This is a genomic window from Leptospira chreensis (genome assembly GCF_016919165.1).
GTDB lineage: Bacteria > Spirochaetota > Leptospiria > Leptospirales > Leptospiraceae > Leptospira_A > Leptospira_A chreensis.
Map to the genome: position 1 here is coordinate 25,506 of NZ_JAFFPS010000033.1, position 21,205 is coordinate 46,710.

The following is a 21,205-nucleotide window of genomic DNA, read 5'->3' on the forward strand; positions in this document are numbered from 1 at the left end:
TTCCTAGGTTAAGGTCAAAAATTTTCCAAAACTTTAGATGAACATAAAATAGTAATGTATGCAACCACAAAACGTAATGTATATGAATGAAGGCTTTGTAAATTTATTACTATTTTTATCTTATGTAGTAAATATTATAGATCGGGATTCATAAAAAAAATACGAAATGGTGAAAATAGAATTATTTCATGCAATAAATATAATATAGGATATTTTGATTTTGCGAACAGAGTTCGTCGATGGAAACAAGCTGGCTGGTGTTAGATGTATTGTTTCTTCGAATTTGAAATGTTTTTTGTGTTAAGGAAGGTTTGCGTTGGATTACTTTGTCAATTCGGGAATCAAATGGTTTTGGTTCTGTTAGTGAATCCACCAAGCGAAGAAAATGCGGACTTTCGCTAGGTACTTCTTCTTGTATTTAAAGGAGTGAGTGGTTTATGATGTGATTGCCAAACGGCGGGTCGACTTTGATTCGAGTCAACCCTTGTCATTAGGGACAGGGGTGACCCACTGGGAGATTGTATTTATTGGACAGATAACATTCTACGATATGCCGGTTACTGGTTGAGAGAGCTTGGTCAAAATAGATTAAATCTCCTAGATGTCCTTCTAGGTAGTCAGCATCAAATGGCGGAGCACCACCCCAAAAGTATCTTCCGATATCTAAGTTTCCGCTAGAACAATTGTAAGACGGAACTCCGAAACTGGTAGAGCTAACAACAGAGCCACCTTTATATATATTTCCAGAAGTCCCATTATAATCGAGAGACATGAGGACGATTTCATTAGCTATATTATAGCCTGCGTTAGATATCAGTCTCGCTGTTCCTCCTTGTAGATCAAATAAGCTGAGTTGGTTTCCGACTCCGTTAGGTAAGTATAATAATTTACCTGAATCTCCGTTGTGAAAAATTCCATCACTCCCGAATGTGTTCAATTCGATAAAAACTGCAAATATAGTATTGGTAGCAGTATTCAATTCGGGAGTGCAAGCTCTAGATAGAAATGCTCCTGTTGTATCCGTAAAACGTAAACTTTTTGATCCGTTGATGCCTGTGGCATCAAAACTTGGCTGTTGGATTCCGAGACCTTGGCTGACATGAAATCCGTTTCCACTCCGGTCATCCACAATCCCAACACAGTTGGATCCTCCTAGGCAAAGTCCTGGGCCAAAGGAAGCAGCTTCGGGCATTAAAAATAATTTTAAACTGCTACTAGCAGGCGTTTGGTTCCAGCTAGTGACTTGTGTTGGATAATGGCCTGATAAAACTCGAATCTCTGCATCAGAAAGGACTCGGTTGTAGATTCTGATCTCATCAAGATCGCCAGTAAAGTTTGCAACACCATCGAGCCGCCTTCCTACTTCCAGACTGGGACCGGGGACAGTGGACCAGGCTTTAGGTCCGGAAGCACGTACAACTCCATTCTCAAAGACTCTTACGTTTGAAGAATCATAAGTTCCGCAGAGATGCATCCATTGGTTCCGAAACCCTTCGTGAAAGGTTGTGACATCATCCGCAATACCAAACATACCTGTGACGGTATCGGAAACTACGAGCCCATTCCCTTGAAAGTTAACGAAGGTTCCGAATCCCACAATGTATTCACCAATGGAACTTGATTTATTAAACCAGGCGCAAATGGTTCTCGGGCTATTTCCTGCAGGTAAGCCATTCGGACTTAATCTTTGCATAAAGGAGGCACCATTAAAATAATAAGCTCCACTTGGGTGACCACTGCGATCGATTGTGGTGATGGCACCAGTGATGTTTAGATGGTTTCCAGCGCTTCCGTAGTCTTTGGCATTTCCATTCAAAGGAAAATACGAGATAAGTCCCGCTGGAATTTGCACAGCTAATCTTTGGATGTCATCACTGTCGAGGGCTCCATTAAAAAAACGAACATCAGATATTTTTCCTTTAAAAGGAAGGGCATTCCCTCCATCTCCCACCTTGAATGTGTTAACTGGGGGATTCGGATTTGAGGAAAATGTTAAGGCATCCTGTTTGCCATTAATAAAAACATGCCAGTTGGGATAGGACCGCCTGAGTACAACATGAGACCATTGGTTTAATGGTAACTTCATTGTTGTATTTCCGCTGAGTCCAGCAGGATCTAGAGATATATACAAACTTCTAGGGTTTCCCGTTCCATTAAAAACCAATCCATAACCATTGGTGCCACCTTGGCCATTGTGAAATATAACTTGGTCGCCGATGGTTTCTCCAGGATAAATCCAAGCCGATATGGTTAAGTTGTCTGTGATTACTGGTGTAATATTAGAAGTCGATTGGATCAGTTCTCCACTGCCTTGAAATTCGTAAGCACCGCTGGCAAACCCATTTTCATCCATAGTGGGAGTGGGGGCACCCGTCACCAAACCATGATTGGTTCCGATTGAATCATTTGTATTTCCGTCAAAGGTATACCTGAGTAATTCTGAATGTTCCAGATAACGAAGAGAATGATTTCCTGTATCTGCTACGTAAATGTTCAGTCCGTCCGATAATAGATAACCGGGGAAATTGAGAAGTCCATTCCCTCCTGTATTGTCAGCATATCCGGAAACACTTCCCACTAAGGTTGTGACTCTATTTGTGGATAGATTGAGATGGCGGATTTTATGCCCTGACCATTCAGAGATAAATAAATTGGTTCCGTCAGTGGTAAGGCCATGAGGGTCATTGAACTGGGCTGCGTTTCCGATACCATCGGTAGATGCTTGTACACCGTCCCCAGCAATGGTATCAACAGCGTTGGTTCCTGTGAGTGATATCCTGCGAATTTTATGACCACCACCAGCCCCAATGTCGGAAACATAAAGAAAACCACCGAGACCAACGATATTCAATGGAGACACAAAGCGAGCGTTAGTTCCTGTTGTGTTATCGGCAAAACTACATAGAGTGGGACCACCAGCAAGAGTAGTGACGGCAGTCGAGATTGGATTCACGACTCGGATCGTACAATTCCCACGATCTACAACATAAAGATTTCCATTGAATAGAGTGATACCGGAAGGATTATTAAAAGAAGCAAGGATCCCTGAAGTATTATCAGCGGAAGCGGCATTTCCACTTCCAGCAAACGTCGATACTACGGAGGTTGTCAGATTTACATTTCTAATCCTTCTGCCAGCTGACTCTAGAACAAATAAATTGTTTCCGTTAGTCGTAAGTCCCACAATCCCATTAAACTGTGCAGCGGTTCCTGCGCCATCTTGGCAATTGGTAGTGACTGTGCCGGGACAAACAGTTCCTCCACCCGAATTTCCACCGGCGAGGATGGTGGTGGTTCCGTTGGATTTATCGATCTTTCGAATCACTGCATTCAGTGAATCAGCTACATATATGAAATTACCATCAGTAGCGATCATACCCGGGCCATTGAAACGAGCAGCCGTAGGGGATGCAGTTGCAACGGCTCCCCCTGTACTGGCGCCGCCACCACCAGCATTGATGGGATAAGAACCCACTCTTGTTTTGAGAAAGGTTTTTCTTCCGATTAAATTGGTTCCGAGATCAGAACCTGGAGTTGGGTGAATGTTCCCACCGACAATATATCCTGTAACACAGGTTATGAATAGAGTTACATTGGCCGCTGCCATAGTTCCTACGGTGAGTGTTGGGTTATCAAACGAACAGATGGTACCGGCAGGCTGTGATGTGATCGTTACAGTATAGTTGGAACCTGTCGATGTTAAAGTTGTAAATTTGGTAAGGCCAGTAGTGGCTATGTTTAGGGTTTCTGTTCCATTGTATTGTACGCTAATGGTTCCGCTCAGTCCGGAAACGTTTACACCAACTTCATAAAAGTTGGCACCTAACCCACATGTGATGCTTACGTTTGTTATATTGCTACTTTGGACCACACCTTGGGCATTGGCGATCGAGCAGGACAATCCAGCACCATTGGCAACGAAACTGACATCATAACTTTGCCCTGAACTGAGTTTCGTAGGAAATGTGAAATTTCCATCTGCGCTCACTGTTACCGATTCTTGGTTGTTAGTGAGGGTGACCGATGTTCCGGCAAGGAGTCCTGAGACAGCCCCGCCAATACTATGTCCTGTAAACTGTGGTCCTGAGAAGAACCGAAGGAAAGTCAAAAAATCCAGAGGACTTCTTTTGAGGGAGGGAAGCCCACAGGAAGAGAGGAATAGGAATGCCAGGGGTAGTACGAATCTCTTCATGGGAATTTCTCTCTGCCTAATGGAAAAATGAAAGATCAGGTAATTTAATCAAGATATTTCATCCTTCTCGGAGGTAAGATTGATAAATATTCTCCTCAAAATCGTCCTGCGCTGCATTCTCAATGGTTGTACTAAAAAACCTTAGAATAAAAAGGTTCCAGTATATATATCGGAACGACTAGTCGCGATCTATCCCATATACTCCTTAGCCAAGATGAAAAAATTAATAAATAACCTTTCTTGGTTCCCGTTCCAAACCAGTCATTTTCTTGGGGTGTTTCTCTTTATTATTTTTTCTCTTAGTTTTTGTAGGCATTCCGATTTGGAGAATGCGAGCGATGTGTATAGTCGTGAGTTTAATGAAACACAAATTTTAAACTGTTTGCTAAAAGGCCCTTTTTGTTCTCGCGGTAGCGATGCAAACGGTGTGCCGGTCCAACCTTTGGTCCAATATAATTTTACCAATGGTTCCTTAGTAAACTCAGGATCAGTAGTCCTTACTTTAGGTAGTCCAGAGGCGCCCCCAGGTGCAACTTTTGGCAAGGACGGCGACTCGAATGGTGCAATCAATTACACCGCTAATAACCAATACTATGCAGGTAGTGATACAGGTTTGCCATTGGGAGCAAATCCAAGAACCTTTTGCGCTTGGATCAAGCCAACGTCGCTTCCTTCGAATGGCACTCATCGCGTGATTTTTCGTTATGGCGATCCCAATGCTTCCGGGGCCGTGTTTGCAATCTCTAATGCATCAGGAAATAAAGTTTCGTTTTTAGGATCTGGTTATGATGCCCTAGCCGATTACACGATGCCGATAAACACCTGGTCTCATTTATGTTCATCGTATAGCGGAAGCAATGCGACAGATTTTTATGTGAATGGAGTTTTTATCGCCACTACACCGTTTGTGGGAACAGGGCCTCTCAATACGATTAGCGCATCATTTGCGCTAGGAACTTGGACCGGCGGTGGGGGGCCTGCATACTACTGGGTGGGTGCTCTGGATGATGTAAGAATTTATGCCATCGCCTTAAGTGCCAAACAAATTGGTCAGATGTATCAGTTGGGAGTGGCCTACGTAGAGTAACTTTCTTATGACAAGTGAGTCGTTGGAAATGATTTTTGATTGCGTTAAATTTTGTTGATTCTTATCTAATCAATTTTTTTCAATTCTTTCGTTCAGAATTATATATCGGAACGACTGCTAGGCACAAATCCTTTATACTCTTGTGCTACGATGAAAAAACAAATATGCGACTTGATTCATTTTTTGATACAGTATGGTCAATTATCATACACAATCCTATTCCTATTTTTTTTTGTTTTGGATTGTAATCCTTCTGATTTGAATAATGCAGGGGATGTTTATAGTCGCGAGTTTAATGAAACACAAATACTAGCTTGTCTCATTAAAGGTAAAGATTGTATTCCTTGTACAGGGAGTACCTCCTTATCCTATCCGCAATCCACTTACCTTTTGGGGCAAAATTTTCCAGTTTCTATCAAATCGAATTTATGTTCGACGATTAGCACCTGTAACGTATCACCCGCTCTCCCAACAGGACTTACCATAAACAAGGAAACTTGTGAAATTTCTGGCACTCCAACAGCAATCACCAGTTATGCGGATTATAAGGTCACTGCCACAACCAGTGCAGGGGATACCAGTACAACTTTGCGAATTGGTGTGGAAATAGGATCTTTAGTCCATTTGAAATTTACGAATGGATCTTTTGAGAATTCTGGTATCCAACCATTAATTCTAACGGCGAGTCCTTCTCTTTCCTTCACAACTGGATATGAAGGAGATACGAATGGGGCAGTACATCTCAATACAACAGATATTAGTTCTCAAATTGGCGGAGATAGTATGTTGCCAAGCGGGACATTGCCAAGAACCATTTGTATTTGGCTAAAGCCAGACGCCCTCCTCGGATCTGGGGTGCAGGAATTGATTTTTTCTTATGGTACACTTTTTAATAATGCCTGCGGGTTTGGGCTGCAAAATACAGCTGGCGTAACAGGGTTATATTTTACTCGAGCCAATTTTAGTGCGAAACAAACCTATGCTCCGCCTGCGGGTATCTGGACACATATTTGTATCGTTTTTGACGGAACGAATTCTTCCTTTTATACCAATGGAACTTTTTTAGGGACACCAGCCACAACTGGTTCTGGTACCGTAGATACAATTTTACAAAGAATTACTTTTGGAAGTTGGGGTGGTGGGTATTGGTACCACGGTGGCATTGATGGATTTCGTGTTTTTGGATCAGCCCTCAGTGCTACGGCAGTGAATCAAGTGTATCAGGGATCCCCAATCTACGGACCCTAATGGTTGTTATCGATTTTCTACATCTTCCGATTGTCTATATTGCAACGGACTCACACCCGTAGCTTTTTTAAATTCTACATTGAAAGCAGTTTTGGAACCAAAACCTGTTGCATATGCAATAGAAAGAATCGACGCATCTGGATTTTCTTTTAAAACTTTTTTGGCTTCTGTGATTCTAAATGAATTGAGATAACTGCGAAAACTAACCCCCAATTTGGAATTGAGTAGTTCTGATGTTTGTTGGACAGTTAGACCTACTGCATTGGATGCGATTTCTAAATCTAATTTTTCATCCAGATAAGGTTTTGTTGTTCGCATCCATGATTCTAATTTTGCAAGTGATTCTTCTGTATTGACTGAGTTTAGTTTTGATTTCGCATAACGTGTGCTTTTGTCAGAGTCAGAATTTAAGGTAAGGATCCGATGGAGGATTTCGTTTCGTTCGCCTTCTAGTGTTTCATATTTTTGTAATAGATTAAACAATAGGAAAAATAAATCGATGGGAAAAATAAACACAGCTGAATAGAGAAGGGGAGTGGAATAGGGTAAGATTCCTAAAAAATAAAACATTGTGTTGTAACTAACGATAAAGTAGGATCCCCAACTGATCAGAAAAAATAAGATTCGTTTTTCCCCTTTGAAATAGTTTTGTAAGGCAGTCCCAAGAATGAGAGGAATGGAGATCAGGTAAATATAAGTAGCGATCCTAGAAAAAATTTTGGTTGTGTAGGCAGTAAGAATTGCCGGAACACAAACCAGTGCCACAATACCCATGATCAGTAAAATTTTATCGATACGTGGGTTGTTTACTTTTGTATTTAAAAACATTCGTACAAACTGAAAGGAGAAGGGAATCCCTAGAGTGGAAAATACTAATATGGCTTTGTTCTGCCACCAAGGGGATTCGGGCCACAATACATCATACGCATTTCCATATTGGCCATTGTACCAAAGCACAGTGCACACAACATACCCTGCATAAAAGAAAAATTCACTCAGTCCAAAAGCAAAAAAATAAAATAGGGCAAATACAAACATCACTGCGCAGACTCCTAAAATAAGCCAAGTAACAGCTGTTTCAAGAATCATATGTTTGTTCAGTGATCTTTCATCCAAGGAACGAATGGGAAAAGAGATCAAGGACTTGGATTGAATTCGTATATAAAAATATTCGCCCGAATTTTCTTTTGGAATTTGAAAGCTTGGGTAGAGAGCTTCCGGGAATGTCCACTTTGATTTAGGGATGGTGTCTCCTGTTCCCAAAGTTTGAAATTCTTTGGGTTTTATCGGATAATACAATTCAGCAAAGTCGAGGGCTTTCCATTCTAAAGAAAGGATTCGTCCTTGTGAGAATCCAACTTCAGTGGTTTTGGCTCGGAGCCAAATGACATCATTGGTAAAATTAAAGGAAAGTTGGCCTTTCGAAATAGAGGTCCAAGTTTTTAATTTTTGAATTTGATCAAAGGGAATTACTGTGGACGGGTCTTGGAAAAATTCGAATTGATTGGTTACGTTTTGGTTTCCAGATTCATTGGATGCACAGGAAGTTCCTGTAAATAAAAGGAACAAAACCAGCATCCAAGAAATTTTTTTCATCGAACACAATGTTCGTATCAGATTCTAGAGTCTGACAAGTCTTTTTGATTAAAATCTATAAAATCTATATATCGATCGAAGGAACGGACTCACTGTTCAATACAAAGTAAAGAGTAAGAACCTCCACATGATAAACCAGCACCAGAGAGGGAACCGCTCCCTGTTTGGTTGTATTGGGTTGTCGTCACGGAGCCAGAATTCAAACTATAATTGGTACAAGTGAGTCCTCCGAAAACGATCCAGGAGCCTGACATACCGCTAATTCCGGTTACTGCCGAACCTGACCAACCATTGGTTAAAGTCCCAAAGATAAAAAGACCATTTACATTAGTTGTCATAATCGGTGTCACTCCGTCAGATCTCACATAATTTGTGTTTGGTTTTAATACCCAATCAATTTGTCCGTCTCCAATATTTGCAGTAATGGAGGCACGTCTGCAAGGAATTCCAGCGCAACCTGTTTCATCCACAAGAAGGGCTTTGTAAGTTGAACCCCCAATAGGTTTACCGGTATCGTTATTGCAAATCGTATCAGCCCCCGCAATACTCCCAATGGTTGGTATTGCGTAAGTCGTTGCTGTGATATAGGTCTTCAAAGTTGCCAGAGATGGAGTAAAAAACACTTCATCTGAAAACAAGCTCTCCTTATGGTTTATTGAATTTTCGGCAGAAATCCGGTAATAATAGATTACGCCGTTAGTGATCCCGGAGTGTGTTAGCTTTGTTTCCTGCACTACTATTTTGTTCGCAGTGAGTGGATTGATGTTGGGTGTGTTGGACCAATATACGGTATACTTAGTCGCGCAATGGCTGGGATTCCAATTCAGAACAATTTGTCCATTACTAGGAGATCCAGAAAGATTTTGCGGTTTTATTGGAGGAAGAGTTGTGAAGCTACAATCTGATTGTGTGATCACATTAGTTAAGCCACATTTAGAATCTGTATCACTCGTGTTGCAAAGATCTGTTTGTTTGCAGTCTTGTCCCAGGATAAAAAGTAAAATCGAAATCTTTAAGATTTGGCTGCCCATTGTTTATTTTGTAAATTTATTTCAAGAATTTAGCTTTGTCAATTATAGAAATGAAAAAATGAAAAATTGGAATTAAACTATGATTGGGTAGAAGATTATGAGATTTACTAACTAAGTTTTTCTTTTGGAAACTCCAAAGTAAATAAACTGCCCTTTCCCTCTTCGGAATGCACTCGGATGTTCCCTTGGTGGAGGCGGATCAGTTCGAAACATAGTTTCAATCCAATTCCAAACCCTTTTTCCCCTAAACTACCAGGTGAAGTCATTTGTTTGTAAAACAAATCTTTTTGGCGTTCCGAAGGAATTCCTTGCCCATTGTCTTCGATTGTAATTTCTGTGGACGTTTCCTTATCAAAAAATCCTACCCGGATCCAACCGCTTGTGTTACTGAATTTGATTGCATTAGCAATTATATTCCGAAGGATTTCTATGAGTATGGATTTATCTGCATAAATAGTTGCTGCTTCGGAAATAGAGAAGTCCAATCTTAATGATTTTTTTTGTAGTTCCAATGCGAAGGAGCCAACTAACGGTCGCAATATATCTAAAAATTGGTTCTGAGATAAATTTAAATGTATTTTTCCTTTATTAAATCTGTTTAGGTTGAGTAAATGTTCTACCGTAGACATGGCATTTTCTAAGATCACAAACAATTGTTTGAAAATATGAGTTTTTTCTTCTTCTGTAGAATCTTTATCCGTAACTATAGTTAACGCAGAATATACAGTGCTTAAAGGTGATCTTAGGTCGTGCGCCACTAAGGATATAAATTTATCCTTCCATTCGTTGGCTTCTTCTGCGGTTTGTTTTGCTTCTTTATATTCTCGTGTTCGAAGGATCACAGTTCTTTCTAGGGATTCATTTAGTTTTGCAAGTTCTTTTCCTAATACTTCTGTTTTGATCACGGACTTTGTAAAGTAAGAAGCTAAAACTAGAGACTGAAATAAAACAGTGGCTAAATAAGAATATTCGAGCATTAAAAAGTAGTTCAGGATACCGTATAAATATAGAGTATCGTTAATGGCGCTGAGGAATAAAAAAAATTGAATCAGGAGGAGTGGTAAGGCAATTTCTCTTTTTTTGTAAACTGCATAAGAAAGATAAATGATTGAATAAAATAAACCAAGAATCGTAAAGAAAAGCCCATAAAAAGTGGTTTGGGATCCTAATTCCGAAGGTGCGAACAAAACGAAAAGAAATAATCCACAGCAAGTAAGTATAAAAAAGTTTTTAATTTTTTTGGAAAAAATATCGGGGAACCGTTCATATAGAAATGATAGATAAAAAGGTATTGCTAAGTAAAAAATTAAAGAAAGGACAAATGCAAAATGATAAGGAACTTCAGGAAATAAATTGTAAAGGGAATTTCCATTTAAAGAAATAGAATGGAGTCCAATCACTAAACAATACAATCCAAAATAAAGAATGATCGAACGATTCCTTCTAAATAAAAAAACCACAAAGTGGTAGAAGGCCATAAATAAAAGAGCGCCAGTGAGTAAGGAATCTTTGATGATTTCATGTAGTATTTGTTTTTCTATGTTATGAAAGAGTCCCAATGTTGGCGGATACCAAAACGCACCATCATCATGGTGAAAATTGGAAATATGAACCATGATGTTTGTTTCTTTATTAGGATATGGAAGTACAATCATTCCAGAACTCCGAGTAGGAATCATGGTTTCCTTAAGTTTACCAACTTTTCCCAATTCTAATTGAAGAACACCATCCACATAGATAGACATGGCGGCACCTCCCGTTTGGAAAAAACGGAGAGCATATATGTTTTCTTTTGCATTTTCGGAAAATAGAATTTTTAGCTGGTAAGTTGCGTAACCGGTTCCTTCTAATTTATTTTTCCATCTCTCTCCAATGGATTGAAAAGTATGAGAGGATGGAGGCGCCGTTGATAAAGTTTTGTTGTTTGGAAAATTATTTGGAACTTGTGTTTTGGGTGAGATCCATTCTTTCCAATGAAAAATCCATTCACCAGAAAGAGGGAGATTCTTTTGAAAATCCCATAATCGCACATCCAAATTTCCTTGGATGGCGACGGGTGGTTCGGAAAAAGAAGTAAGCGGTGCGCAGCTGCAAAGGCAGGCTAACCATATAGTTAGTTTCCAATTCATTTTAATGAAAACCAAAGTTCGAATTCCATTCGTCATTGCCATCTTCGAATCATAGAAGATGCTGTCACAAATTTATTTTGGATTTATCTATGGTGTTTTCTTTGAGCGGTTTCAGGATACTTTTAGTAGAAGTCCTATTTACATCACTCAATGAAACTCAATTTGTGCAAACAGATGGTGAATTGATACATGTATATCCAGGTTCAACAACGCAAGTGCTACTACAACCGTCCCCGTTAGAAATGTTTCCATCGTCACAGCCTTCATAAGAAACTTTGGTTCCGTTCCCACACACATTGCAACTGCTTGGCGATGTATTTGAGCAAATAAAAGATGGTTCAACGGTGCAAGTGTTGCTGCAGCCATCGCCGTTGACTAAATTCCCATCATCACAGGCTTCATAAGAAGCCTTGGTGCCATTAGCGCAAATATTGCAATCAGCAACCACATTGGTTACATCGGAAGACGCGATTGTTCCTGTTCCGCCACTTGTGATTCCGCAAGTAACTCCATTGGGCTTAGAAAAGATCGAAACTGTATAGGCAGTCTTTGATTTTAGAGTGGTTCCAAAAACGAAATTTCCAATGGCATTTTTAGAAAGATTGTTCGCACCGTTGAGTAGTAAGACTATAGTTCCACCATTTAATTGTCCGGATAACGTACCTCCGACGGTGTGATCAGTATCGGGAATCTGGGTCGCGTTTGATTGAGAGGCTAATGCAACCAAGGCGGAAAGGATGTTTTGGTTTGATTCGTTTTCTTTTGTATTTAGAAGATCACATCGGAAAAAGATAATAATAGACAGTAATAAAATTATCAAAATTGGTTTTTTGTATTTCGTATTTGGCATAGTAGTTTTTTATTCGAATGATTCGTGTTATATGAGTCAATATCTTTTACCGCATAACTAATATATTCGGTGATTATTGTTTAGAAAGGTGCGGGCTGAATCAGGTCATTCAGCCTTTGTTTAGTTTTTGTCGCGGTTACCGTTACAAACGAAAAAGAATGGAAAGTTTTACGCTATCGATCTTTGGATCGGTTCTGATTACTCCTTATCAAACTCAATCACAATGAAGTCTACGGTTTCTGGATCATGGTCGGTGGAAACTAATTCTATCGTTTCCCCACCTTCGCTGAATTGGGAAGACTTAGAAACCTTTGATTGGAAAGCGGATTGGAACTTTTCCAGATAAGAATTGGATTTAGAGCGATTCGCTTGTGCATTGAGAGATTTGTAATCTAATTGTTTTTTGCTAAAGACAATGACGATACGATCCTTTTTCCCAACACTATCGACCTCTAGACTTTGTTTTTTAGGAAAGACTCTCACACCACTGGTTCCGCAATAGGGACTGTGTTTGTCTGTATACGGAAAGAGTACATAGGAACTACCATCGGTTTCTTGCCCAAAGATATAGAGATAGATTGGTTTTTGGTTTTTTACGCTAACTTTAAAACGTGATCCAATCTTTATTGGTTTTTTTGTTTGGTATAAATTGGATGTAACTTGTTTCAGTTGGATGAACTCTTTTGTGGCATTGTCGATAAGACCTAGCTTGTATGAGAAAGTTTCATTGGGTTCGAATGTTTTCGGAGGGTAGAATGCATAAGCTTCTCGAACAAATTGATTGAAATCTTCATACCGAAGCCAAAAAATTCCTTTGTTGCCAAAGTGTTCTCCCCAGGAATTCATAATTTGGATGGCCCCGCCATTTTTATTGTCATCGTATCCGATAGCAGTCATTGCATGACCACCCCAATCACCAGAGTCATCCTTACCTTTTTTATATCGTTTGACTGCTTTGTAATCGGCATCTGTTGGCAACCAAACAGATTTGTTTAGATCTAAAAAGGTTCCACCAACTTCCATCGAAATGATTACAGGGGATCCTTGTGATAAATATTGTTTTACAGAATCAATGTCAGTTTCGTATTTTTCACCGTCTTCTGTTAGGCGTTGGTATCCTTCGATTCGAAATTCTTTTGCTTTTTCTTTTTGTTCAGAAGTTGGTTTGTTGCGGCAAGAATTTTCATTATAAGGAAATTCTGAGAACTGTAAGGTTCCTTGTTTTTTTAAATCATCCAGTAAGTCCACCGGGTAGGCACCATCACAATTTTTATCTGTGTTTTGGTTGAACAAATAGGCAGGACTAAAACTAACTTTATTGGGATCTTCTCCTGTGGCTTTTGCGTGTAAGATGGTCCGAGCCGCATACGATACTGCCCAACCCGTACAGGAGCCTTGTTCTCCTTGGCTTTGTCTTTTTGGTGCATATTTGAGTAGGGAAACCTCGGTTGGCATTTCATTCCCATATTCATTGGAAAGAGGTTCGTAGACGGGGGCACGGTCATAACGTTCCGTATCAAACTTGGCCCCTAACTTGTGTGGACCATCTGACACAGATTCGGTGGAATTTTCATCCTCTGTATCAGAATCGTCTGATAGACTACCAATACAAATGAGTCCTAAAAGCCCGATAGCAAGAATCGGAATCATTACTTTGGGGTATTTAAAAAGTAAACCACCCAAAAAAACAAAAATTGCTATAAGAAAAAAAGAACTTCCGCCAGATTTAGATTCTTCTTCTGGTTCTTTATCATCGTCTGTCATTCGAATTGGCATTTCTACTAACCTATTTAAAGTTGATTGTGTTTTTTATTTTGTTGTTCGTAACGATTGCTGTTTTCTTTTTAAAATCAATCGAATCGATAGAATCATACTCCGTTGGAAGAATTACTTTTCCCTTTCGATTGATGATCCCATACTTTCCGCCTACGATCTTGCTATGTTCTCCATCTGATTTGGATTCGCATCCATTACATACAATAGAGAGGCCCCCTTCAAAGGGATAAACAAAATCATAACTAGCTGCGATTTGTTTTTTACAATGGGAATCAAAAAAGCCAAACTTTTTGTTCTCTATAAAACGAGCGAGTTTTTCCGAATAATAGTCTGGACCGTTGTCATAAATAAAAACTTGCAAAAGAATTTTATTTTTGGAATCGATACAGACCCATTTGTTATCAGCAACTACAAAACTCACCAATTCTTTGGTGAAGTCCATTGTTTGTTGGTATTGGGGTTTGATGATTACTTTCCCAGACTTATTTTTAAAACCATAAAGTCCATTTTCTTCAAAGGAAATGGGAAGGTTTGACTGTGCCAATATGGGTACTGCGAATACTAGAAATGTAAAAATGAATCTCATAGAACCTACTGATTAAAAATAAGGAAGTAAACCATTACAACCAGAAGCAAGACCGCAAGGATCGGAACGATGACTCCTGGAAAAGAAAAACCAAATACGAAGAAGAGTCCGATCACAAGTCCAAGAACCAAACCAATTGGTACGGTAATCATTGTAAGCATGGACCATGCAGTCCCATTTTGGTCGAATTGTGCTATGATAAATGGGCCGAAAAACCCAAGAAGGCCACCAAACAATACACAGCCGGCAATAATGAATATAGATTTTATTAAAGTTCCCATCATACCTCTACTTAACGCAGTTCCAACCCGATTGCCAAGTGCGATCGTTTGTATGATTCCACTTTCCATTTAAATGCGTAGGATCTGGAGACATACGTAGAATCGCCAGTTCGAATTCAAAAGCTCCTGAGTCGCCGGTTGTTGATTCAGACCAAACACCACTAAAAGTATTTCCACTAATGGTTCCTCGCATACTACCGCCATTCGAATCGTAAACACCAGTGACAGAAATTCCATTTTGTTTGAGTGTCAGTTTTCCAAAATCACCACAATTCCAAACACCGGATACCTTCTTTGTAAATCCACCTTCTGGTCTTGCTTCTTGTTGTTGTCCTTTTTGTGCTGAAATGGATGCAATCAGCGTAAAAAAAATACAAACCACTGTGGTTGTAAAAAATTTGAATTTCATTCGGCCTCCTTTAGATTACAAAACTCTAAAGTTCTAAAAATCAAATGTCAAGTTCTTTGAACTTCTTTCTTACCGCAGGTTGAGTCATTCATTCGCAATCATCTCTTGTGTTGGAATCATACATCATGAATGATCATTAGTATTTCACCGTATTTTTGATTGTAATCAATCTCTGGATTCAATTCAAATAAACTTATATTTACTGATTCCTTGCAAGTAACGGAAACCTTCCTCAATAACCGGTCAATGTTTCTTCCTAAGGGACTCACTCAAAGATTCTAATTCGATTGACAACCTCCTACCATCCGTTAGCATTCCTGGAAATGTTCCTATCGATTCGTAAGTCGGCCATATTGATTGTTTTGTGTTTCTTTTCCATGTGTTCGACAGATTTGGGAAAGTCGCAAAATCCCATTGCTTCTGCGGGAATATTGGATTTGAGTGTTTGGTCTTGGAATCAGGGAACTGTCTCGCTGACTGGGGAATGGACCCTTGATGGAACTCCTTGGGAGGTACCTTCCACAAAAGGGTTCAACGGCGAACCAATGGGTTACGGAATCTATCAGTTAAAAATAAAATTACCGGAAAATTCTGCTGACTTGGCTTTGTTGTCTCCTTTGATAGGGACCGCCTTTAGTTTGTCAGTTGATGGAAATCCGATTGCCAGGGAGGGAGTCGTTTCCCACGTGAAAGAAGGTAGTTCTCCTTCTTACCGGCCAAGAGTCGTTTTGCTTCCTACAGCAGGAAAAAGTGAAATTGATTTAACAATTGAAGTATCCAATTGGGATGACCAATTTGGAGGGATTTATTATAACCTAACGCTTGGTACATTAGAACAAATACAAACAATAAGAACGCAAGCGATTATTTGGGAGGCTTTTCTTTTCGGTGCCATCTTTCTTATGGGGCTTTATCATTGTGGTTCCTTCTTTTTCCGAAGTCAGAACCGGGCACCACTTTGGTTCGGTGTGTTTTGTTTGATGATTTCCTTTCGATCCACACTTTATAGCGAAACCTTGTTTTTGGAGATCTTCCCTGATGTAAGTTGGTATTTTGTCATTCGTGGGGTTTATGCAACGATGGCTTTGGCTCTTGTTAGTTTTGCCGCTTTTGTTGACCGACTGTATCCAGAGCTTTCCTTTCGACCAGCAACGTATCTTACTGTTTTTGGTGGGATAACCTATGCTGCGATCAATCTATTTGCTCCGATTGTTTGGACAACAACACTCCTTGTTCCATTTCAATTGTTACTAGTATCATTTGGAATTTATAGTTTAATCACTGTTGGTCGGGCCCTGATTCATAAAGAACCAGGTGCTGGTTTGTTTGTTGGAGGAACACTTGTCTTTCTTTTAACTGTCCTTCTTGATATTATTAAAAGTCATTTTTTCTGGAACCTACTTTCTTTGGTAAATGTGGGAACATTTATTTTTTTATTAGCCCAGTCCTTGGTGGTGGCTCGTCTTTTTGCCAATGCCTTCGCCACTAGTGAAATGCATTCTGCGACTCTCGAAAAAATAAATTCTTCCCTAGAAAGATTCATCCCTAAGGAAGTATTAGGTTTGTTAAACAAAAAAAGTATTACCGAAATTGTATTGGGTGATTTTTCTGAATTAAAGATGACCGTATTTTTTTTGGATATTCGTAATTTTACTGGTCTTTCGGAATCAATGAGTCCTAAAGAGAATTTTAAATTTATCAATTCGTTCTTAAAATTGTTTGGTCCAATCATTAGAGATCATAACGGATTTGTGGATAAATATTTGGGAGATGGAATCATGGCTCTCTTTCCGGGACCACCTGACGAGTCGTTGGCGGCTGCAATTGCGATGAGGCATGCACTTAGAGAATACAACGATGGTAGGGTTAGGGGAGGTTACCAGGCAGTAGAGTTTGGAATTGGAATTCACACCGGACCCTTAATGCTTGGAACCATCGGCGAAAACCGAAGGATGGATTCCACTGTCATTAGCGATACAGTCAATGCCGCGAGTCGATTAGAAGGTTTAACTAAAAAGTATTCTGTAGATATACTCGTTTCTGGTGCCACTATCGATAACTTGGAACATCCAGAAATTTTCCATACGAAATTTATCGCCGAAGAAACAGTGAAAGGAAAGATAAAACCAATAGAAGTATTCCTTCTTACGCATGATTCAAAGAACTAATAAAAAAAAGTAAATGACCTGAATGGAATCTCTGAGAGAGAGTGATTACAGGTATCATTCCTGAATCATAAAAGTAATCATTCACTTCCATCTTCGGAAAATTGGAAAGAGTTGTGCGAAATTTTTGGGATCTCCCAGTTTCGTGGACAACAAGAAACAATCATTCAACATATTTTAGATTTTGGAAACGCACTCGTTCTTATGCCCACTGGTATGGGAAAATCCTTATGTTACCAGCTGCCGGCAATGAGTATGCCTGGTGTATGTATTGTTATATCTCCGCTAATTGCTCTTATGAAAGATCAAGTTGCCGCCTTACAAAGAAAAGGTCTTGCTGCCGAATTTATCAATTCCAGTTTGGGAAAAGCGGAACGAATGGATCGTTACACCAAACTAGCATCTGGTGGTTATAAAATTGTATATGTTTCGCCCGAACGATTTCAAAAAAAAGAATTTTTGGATGCAGTTGGCAAACAAACGATTTCCCTTCTCGCGATTGATGAAGCTCATTGTATCAGCCAATGGGGTCATGACTTCAGACCTGACTACACAAAGATCACTCTGTTTCGTGAAGTGTTGGGTTTCCCAACAACTATGGCCCTCACTGCCACTGCCTCCAAACGAGTACAAGAAGATATAATCTCTCAATTGGGAATTGATAAAGATAAAATTCGAATTTTTGATGATGGTTTGTTTCGTCCGAATTTAAAGCTATCTGTAGTGGATTGTTTTGATACAGAAGCAAAATACAATGCGATCTTAGAGGATTTAGAAAAATCAAAAGGTGCAACCATTATTTATTTTAGTTTGATTCAGGAGCTGGAAAAGTTCAGTCACTGGATGGACACCAAACGAAAAAAACATTTTGTATACCATGGTAAACTATCACCCGACCAAAGAAATAAAGTCCAATCTTCGTTTCTCAAATCGGAAGACGCAGTTTTACTTGCTACAAATGCGTTTGGGATGGGAATTGATAAACCTAACATTCGTAATATCTATCATGCACAAATCCCCGGAAGTATAGAGTCTTATTACCAGGAAATTGGTCGGGCAGGAAGGGATGGGTATCCTTCTTTTTGTAAACTCTATTATTGCCAAGACGATCTGACAGTTCAGATGGAATTCATTGAATGGCAAAATCCAGATCTAAATTATTTGAAAAAACTATTCACTTTACTTTTACAAAAACAAAATGAATTATCTGGATTGGATTATGAAACTTTGCAATCCTACATGACTTATAAAAATAAAGGAGATCATCGAATCCAAACAGCCCTCAATTTACTCGCGAGCCAGGGCCTGATCTCTGGAGATTTGGAACGAGGCACATTACAAATAGAATCCTCTTGGTCCGATTCTATGTTTTCAGAAGCAGAACTATTGGAGAAAAAAAAGGAAAACCAAAAACGACTCTACCAAACAGTTTTATATACTAAAACTGAAAACTGTCGTAGGAAATTTATCCATGAATACTTTGATTCTCCGTTTCATGGTTGCGAGAATTGTGATTTATGCCTTAAAGATTAATACTAATTAATCTTTGTTTGGTGATGATTCTTACATTTAAAAGTATATTCTTTATTTCTTGTGTTAATTGACGGCTTTTAAAAACTGGCCTTAATTCCGGGAGGAATGGGGTGTAAATCCTCAGCTGACGGCGCAACCGTGATTTCCATACAACTATGGAATAAGTCGGATCTTCCCGTAAATGAATCGCCCGTAAACGATCATTTGCACCGAAAATTTTTTTCAGGGCCCCGGACAAATATGTCATTGGGTCGTTGAAAATGCACAAATCACAACTGAACAAATTCTGCGCTCCTAATGACAAAACAGGAGACAAAATTGAAAATTCAAACAAACCTATTTTTCGTCGGCATTTCCCTGCTTTTGGTCTGGAATTGCGAAACAAAACCGTCTAACGTAGATTCTACGTTGTTATTGCCACTTTTACAAATGGATCATTCAACTCCAAACACTGGATCTGAAACCCCAACAGAAACACCTCCTGGTGCACCGATCTTAAACCCTGGTGTTTGGTTGGCCGATACTGTGAAGTCTGCACCGGGACATACAGGTTCAGGGATCGGGAACAGTAATAATGCAGTGAATGGAGTTCGAGGTGCTGGCCTCGGCGGCGGGGGAACCGATGTATTTTCATTAGCTTATACATTAGCAAATGATCATATTATTTTAGAATGGTCTGGTCACAAAATTACCAATGGCCCTGGGATTGATTTTATAGTTTTTGAAAATGCTTTCAAAGTTTCAAATCCAAGTACATATTTCATGGATATCGTCATTGTCGAGGTAAGTAACGATACGATCAATTGGTGTGGTTTTAATCCGAACTATCGTTTTACACCTAAAACAACATATTCTAAAAATCCTGCTGATTGGCCAAGGTTTGCTGGTAGGAATTCCGTGTTGTTTCATGAAACAACAAAAAATTTTGGATACGATCCTAGTTTGGTTTTTGACACGGCGAACTCCGGTGGAGATGGGTTTGATTTAGAGGAACTGAGCGAAGTATCAAATTCGGCAGGGGGGCTTGGTTGTAATTCCAGTCTAAGGGATGAATTAAAAAATGGATTTACTTACATCAGGCTCTCTTCTGCCTCCTCTGTTCGTTGGAAAAATCCAGATACAAATTTGGCTTTTTTAAAAGAGGCCATCTCCAATGGACCAGATATTGACGGTGTATACGCAAGATACCGAGCCGTAAGGTAAATTTTTGTAACAATTCGTACAGCACCCAAGTTTTTTTAGGGTTATCCTACTTGGGTGCTTTGGTTTTTTGCAAGGCAGAACAAAGTGATTTTTCTTTGTTACTTCTTCCCATTCTTTTCACTTGATAAAAAATATAGAACGATTAGTCTGTCTCGTGGAAGATCAATCGTCATCTTTCTACTGGATTCTTATTTTTTTATGAAAGAACAAGTTTATTTAAACATTGGGGAAGCCTATTTTACTTCAGGTGTCTACGAAATTAGAACCATCTTAGGGTCTTGTGTTTCCGTTTGTTTGTATCACGAAAAAACAAAACACAGTGCTATCAATCATATCCTACTACCTGGAAGTTTAGATAAAATAGAAGATAAAAAAAGTTCTCGTTATGGGATTACTTCTATGGAACTCATTATCAATGAATTTGTGAAACTGAATATTCCTCGAACCGAACTAAAAGCAAAAATATTTGGTGGATCGCAAACTTTGAAACTCACAACGAGTCACGCCGGCCCAAATAATGTTAAATTTGTAAAAGAGTTTTTGCAAACGGAAAAAATCCCAATCATTAGTGAAGACACAGGCGGGGAATTGTATAGAAAATTAGCTTTTCATACAGATACTTATGATGTTTTTATAACACGAATTCCTGCGAACCTTTCTACTGAAATTCTTACACAAGAAAAACATTTTGAAACTAAAGTTCGCGAGAGAATGGTTAAAAAAACTTCTGTTTTTACATTTTAACTCGTGATTCGTTTGAGGACTTCAATCAAATCCTCATCATCAAATGGTTTTACAATCCATGCTTTGACTCCTGCATCTTTGCCGGCTTGGCGTAAGTGATCACTGGATTCTGTTGATACGATGACAATGTTTGCCCCAGCTCCTTTAGGATGAGCCAAAAAATCTCGAGATAATTCGATTCCGTTTTTACCAGGCATATTCACATCAAATACACATCCATCAAAGGGGCCATTGAGTTCTAGGCTTTTCATTGCTTGGTCGGCATTCTCAGCTTTGAAGATTTCATAACCCTCATCTCCAAGTACCATCTCCATAAGTTTAAGAGCCGTTGGTGCATCGTCACAAAGTAATATTTTTTTTGACATATTGAATCTC

General features: G+C 39.3%; 16 protein-coding genes. 6 read left to right on the forward strand and 10 right to left on the reverse strand.

Translation table 11 applies throughout. The features are described 5' to 3' along the window. Window positions 1-490: 490 nt before the first annotated feature. Complete coding sequence (locus JWG41_RS10905) at window positions 491-4,192, reverse strand: LamG-like jellyroll fold domain-containing protein (RefSeq protein ID WP_205269963.1); 3,702 nt, start codon at window positions 4,190-4,192, stop codon at window positions 491-493. Between the two features lie 214 nt (window positions 4,193-4,406). Between JWG41_RS10905 and JWG41_RS10910 the strand changes: the two genes are divergently transcribed. Next, window positions 4,407-5,279: a LamG domain-containing protein gene (locus JWG41_RS10910; protein ID WP_205269964.1), complete on the forward strand. Its 873-nt coding sequence runs from the start codon at window positions 4,407-4,409 to the stop codon at window positions 5,277-5,279. 150 nt (window positions 5,280-5,429) lie between these two features. Further along, complete coding sequence (locus JWG41_RS10915) at window positions 5,430-6,527, forward strand: LamG-like jellyroll fold domain-containing protein (protein WP_205269965.1); 1,098 nt, start codon at window positions 5,430-5,432, stop codon at window positions 6,525-6,527. Between the two features lie 6 nt (window positions 6,528-6,533). Here JWG41_RS10915 and JWG41_RS10920 read toward each other — a convergent pair whose 3' ends face one another. The 8 genes from JWG41_RS10920 to JWG41_RS10955 form a co-directional block, all read right to left on the reverse strand. Continuing rightward, a complete protein-coding gene (locus JWG41_RS10920; RefSeq protein WP_205270021.1) occupies window positions 6,534-8,105 on the reverse strand; it encodes a 7TM diverse intracellular signaling domain-containing protein in 1,572 nt (523 codons plus the stop codon). A 107-nt stretch (window positions 8,106-8,212) separates the two neighbouring features. Further along, entirely contained in the window at window positions 8,213-9,154 is a 942-nt protein-coding gene (locus JWG41_RS10925) for a DUF1554 domain-containing protein (protein ID WP_205269966.1), read from the reverse strand. Window positions 9,155-9,261: 107 nt separating this feature from the next. Further along, a complete protein-coding gene (locus JWG41_RS10930) occupies window positions 9,262-11,325 on the reverse strand; it encodes a sensor histidine kinase (RefSeq protein ID WP_232373934.1) in 2,064 nt (687 codons plus the stop codon). A gap of 115 nt (window positions 11,326-11,440) precedes the next feature. After that, a complete protein-coding gene (locus JWG41_RS10935) occupies window positions 11,441-12,133 on the reverse strand; it encodes a DUF4215 domain-containing protein (RefSeq protein WP_205269967.1) in 693 nt (230 codons plus the stop codon). Between the two features lie 198 nt (window positions 12,134-12,331). Next, the gene (locus JWG41_RS10940; RefSeq protein WP_205269968.1) at window positions 12,332-13,897 is read right to left on the reverse strand and encodes a C1 family peptidase; all 1,566 of its coding nucleotides are present in this window, start codon (window positions 13,895-13,897) and stop codon (window positions 12,332-12,334) included. Between the two features lie 22 nt (window positions 13,898-13,919). Beyond that, window positions 13,920-14,495 carry a WG repeat-containing protein gene (locus JWG41_RS10945; RefSeq protein ID WP_205269969.1) on the reverse strand — a complete coding sequence of 192 codons (576 nt, stop codon included), beginning with the start codon at window positions 14,493-14,495 and terminating at the stop codon, window positions 13,920-13,922. Between the two features lie 5 nt (window positions 14,496-14,500). Then, on the reverse strand, window positions 14,501-14,779 hold the full coding sequence (locus JWG41_RS10950; RefSeq protein WP_205269970.1) for a hypothetical protein: 279 nt from the start codon (window positions 14,777-14,779) through the stop codon (window positions 14,501-14,503). A 4-nt stretch (window positions 14,780-14,783) separates the two neighbouring features. After that, complete coding sequence (locus tag JWG41_RS10955; RefSeq protein WP_205269971.1) at window positions 14,784-15,185, reverse strand: hypothetical protein; 402 nt, start codon at window positions 15,183-15,185, stop codon at window positions 14,784-14,786. A 287-nt stretch (window positions 15,186-15,472) separates the two neighbouring features. Between JWG41_RS10955 and JWG41_RS10960 the strand changes: the two genes are divergently transcribed. The 4 genes from JWG41_RS10960 (at window position 15,473) to JWG41_RS10975 (ending at window position 20,830) form a co-directional block, all read left to right on the forward strand. Further along, the gene (locus JWG41_RS10960; RefSeq protein ID WP_205269972.1) at window positions 15,473-17,353 is read left to right on the forward strand and encodes an adenylate/guanylate cyclase domain-containing protein; all 1,881 of its coding nucleotides are present in this window, start codon (window positions 15,473-15,475) and stop codon (window positions 17,351-17,353) included. A 111-nt stretch (window positions 17,354-17,464) separates the two neighbouring features. Beyond that, complete coding sequence (locus JWG41_RS10965) at window positions 17,465-18,883, forward strand: RecQ family ATP-dependent DNA helicase (RefSeq protein ID WP_232373935.1); 1,419 nt, start codon at window positions 17,465-17,467, stop codon at window positions 18,881-18,883. 318 nt (window positions 18,884-19,201) lie between these two features. Beyond that, entirely contained in the window at window positions 19,202-20,086 is an 885-nt protein-coding gene (locus JWG41_RS10970; RefSeq protein WP_205269973.1) for an LIC_13355 family lipoprotein, read from the forward strand. A 198-nt stretch (window positions 20,087-20,284) separates the two neighbouring features. After that, the gene (locus JWG41_RS10975) at window positions 20,285-20,830 is read left to right on the forward strand and encodes a chemotaxis protein CheD (RefSeq protein ID WP_205269974.1); all 546 of its coding nucleotides are present in this window, start codon (window positions 20,285-20,287) and stop codon (window positions 20,828-20,830) included. Here the strand turns inward: JWG41_RS10975 and JWG41_RS10980 are convergent. Continuing rightward, complete coding sequence (locus JWG41_RS10980; RefSeq protein WP_205269975.1) at window positions 20,827-21,195, reverse strand: response regulator; 369 nt, start codon at window positions 21,193-21,195, stop codon at window positions 20,827-20,829. The genes JWG41_RS10975 and JWG41_RS10980 overlap by 4 nt on opposite strands. Window positions 21,196-21,205: the final 10 nt, after the last annotated feature.

Bases quoted from the DNA above. Each gene is read 5' to 3' on its own strand.
- JWG41_RS10905 (WP_205269963.1), bottom strand. From the start codon at position 4,192: ATGAAGAGATTCGTACTACCCCTGGCATTCCTATTCCTCTCTTCCTGT.
- JWG41_RS10910 (WP_205269964.1), top strand. From the start codon at position 4,407: ATGAAAAAATTAATAAATAACCTTTCTTGGTTCCCGTTCCAAACCAGT.
- JWG41_RS10915 (WP_205269965.1), top strand. From the start codon at position 5,430: ATGAAAAAACAAATATGCGACTTGATTCATTTTTTGATACAGTATGGT.
- JWG41_RS10920 (WP_205270021.1), bottom strand. From the start codon at position 8,105: ATGCTGGTTTTGTTCCTTTTATTTACAGGAACTTCCTGTGCATCCAAT.
- JWG41_RS10925 (WP_205269966.1), bottom strand. From the start codon at position 9,154: ATGGGCAGCCAAATCTTAAAGATTTCGATTTTACTTTTTATCCTGGGA.
- JWG41_RS10930 (WP_232373934.1), bottom strand. From the start codon at position 11,325: ATGGCAATGACGAATGGAATTCGAACTTTGGTTTTCATTAAAATGAAT.
- JWG41_RS10935 (WP_205269967.1), bottom strand. From the start codon at position 12,133: ATGCCAAATACGAAATACAAAAAACCAATTTTGATAATTTTATTACTG.
- JWG41_RS10940 (WP_205269968.1), bottom strand. From the start codon at position 13,897: ATGACAGACGATGATAAAGAACCAGAAGAAGAATCTAAATCTGGCGGA.
- JWG41_RS10945 (WP_205269969.1), bottom strand. From the start codon at position 14,495: ATGAGATTCATTTTTACATTTCTAGTATTCGCAGTACCCATATTGGCA.
- JWG41_RS10950 (WP_205269970.1), bottom strand. From the start codon at position 14,779: ATGATGGGAACTTTAATAAAATCTATATTCATTATTGCCGGCTGTGTA.
- JWG41_RS10955 (WP_205269971.1), bottom strand. From the start codon at position 15,185: ATGAAATTCAAATTTTTTACAACCACAGTGGTTTGTATTTTTTTTACG.
- JWG41_RS10975 (WP_205269974.1), top strand. From the start codon at position 20,285: ATGAAAGAACAAGTTTATTTAAACATTGGGGAAGCCTATTTTACTTCA.
- JWG41_RS10980 (WP_205269975.1), bottom strand. From the start codon at position 21,195: ATGTCAAAAAAAATATTACTTTGTGACGATGCACCAACGGCTCTTAAA.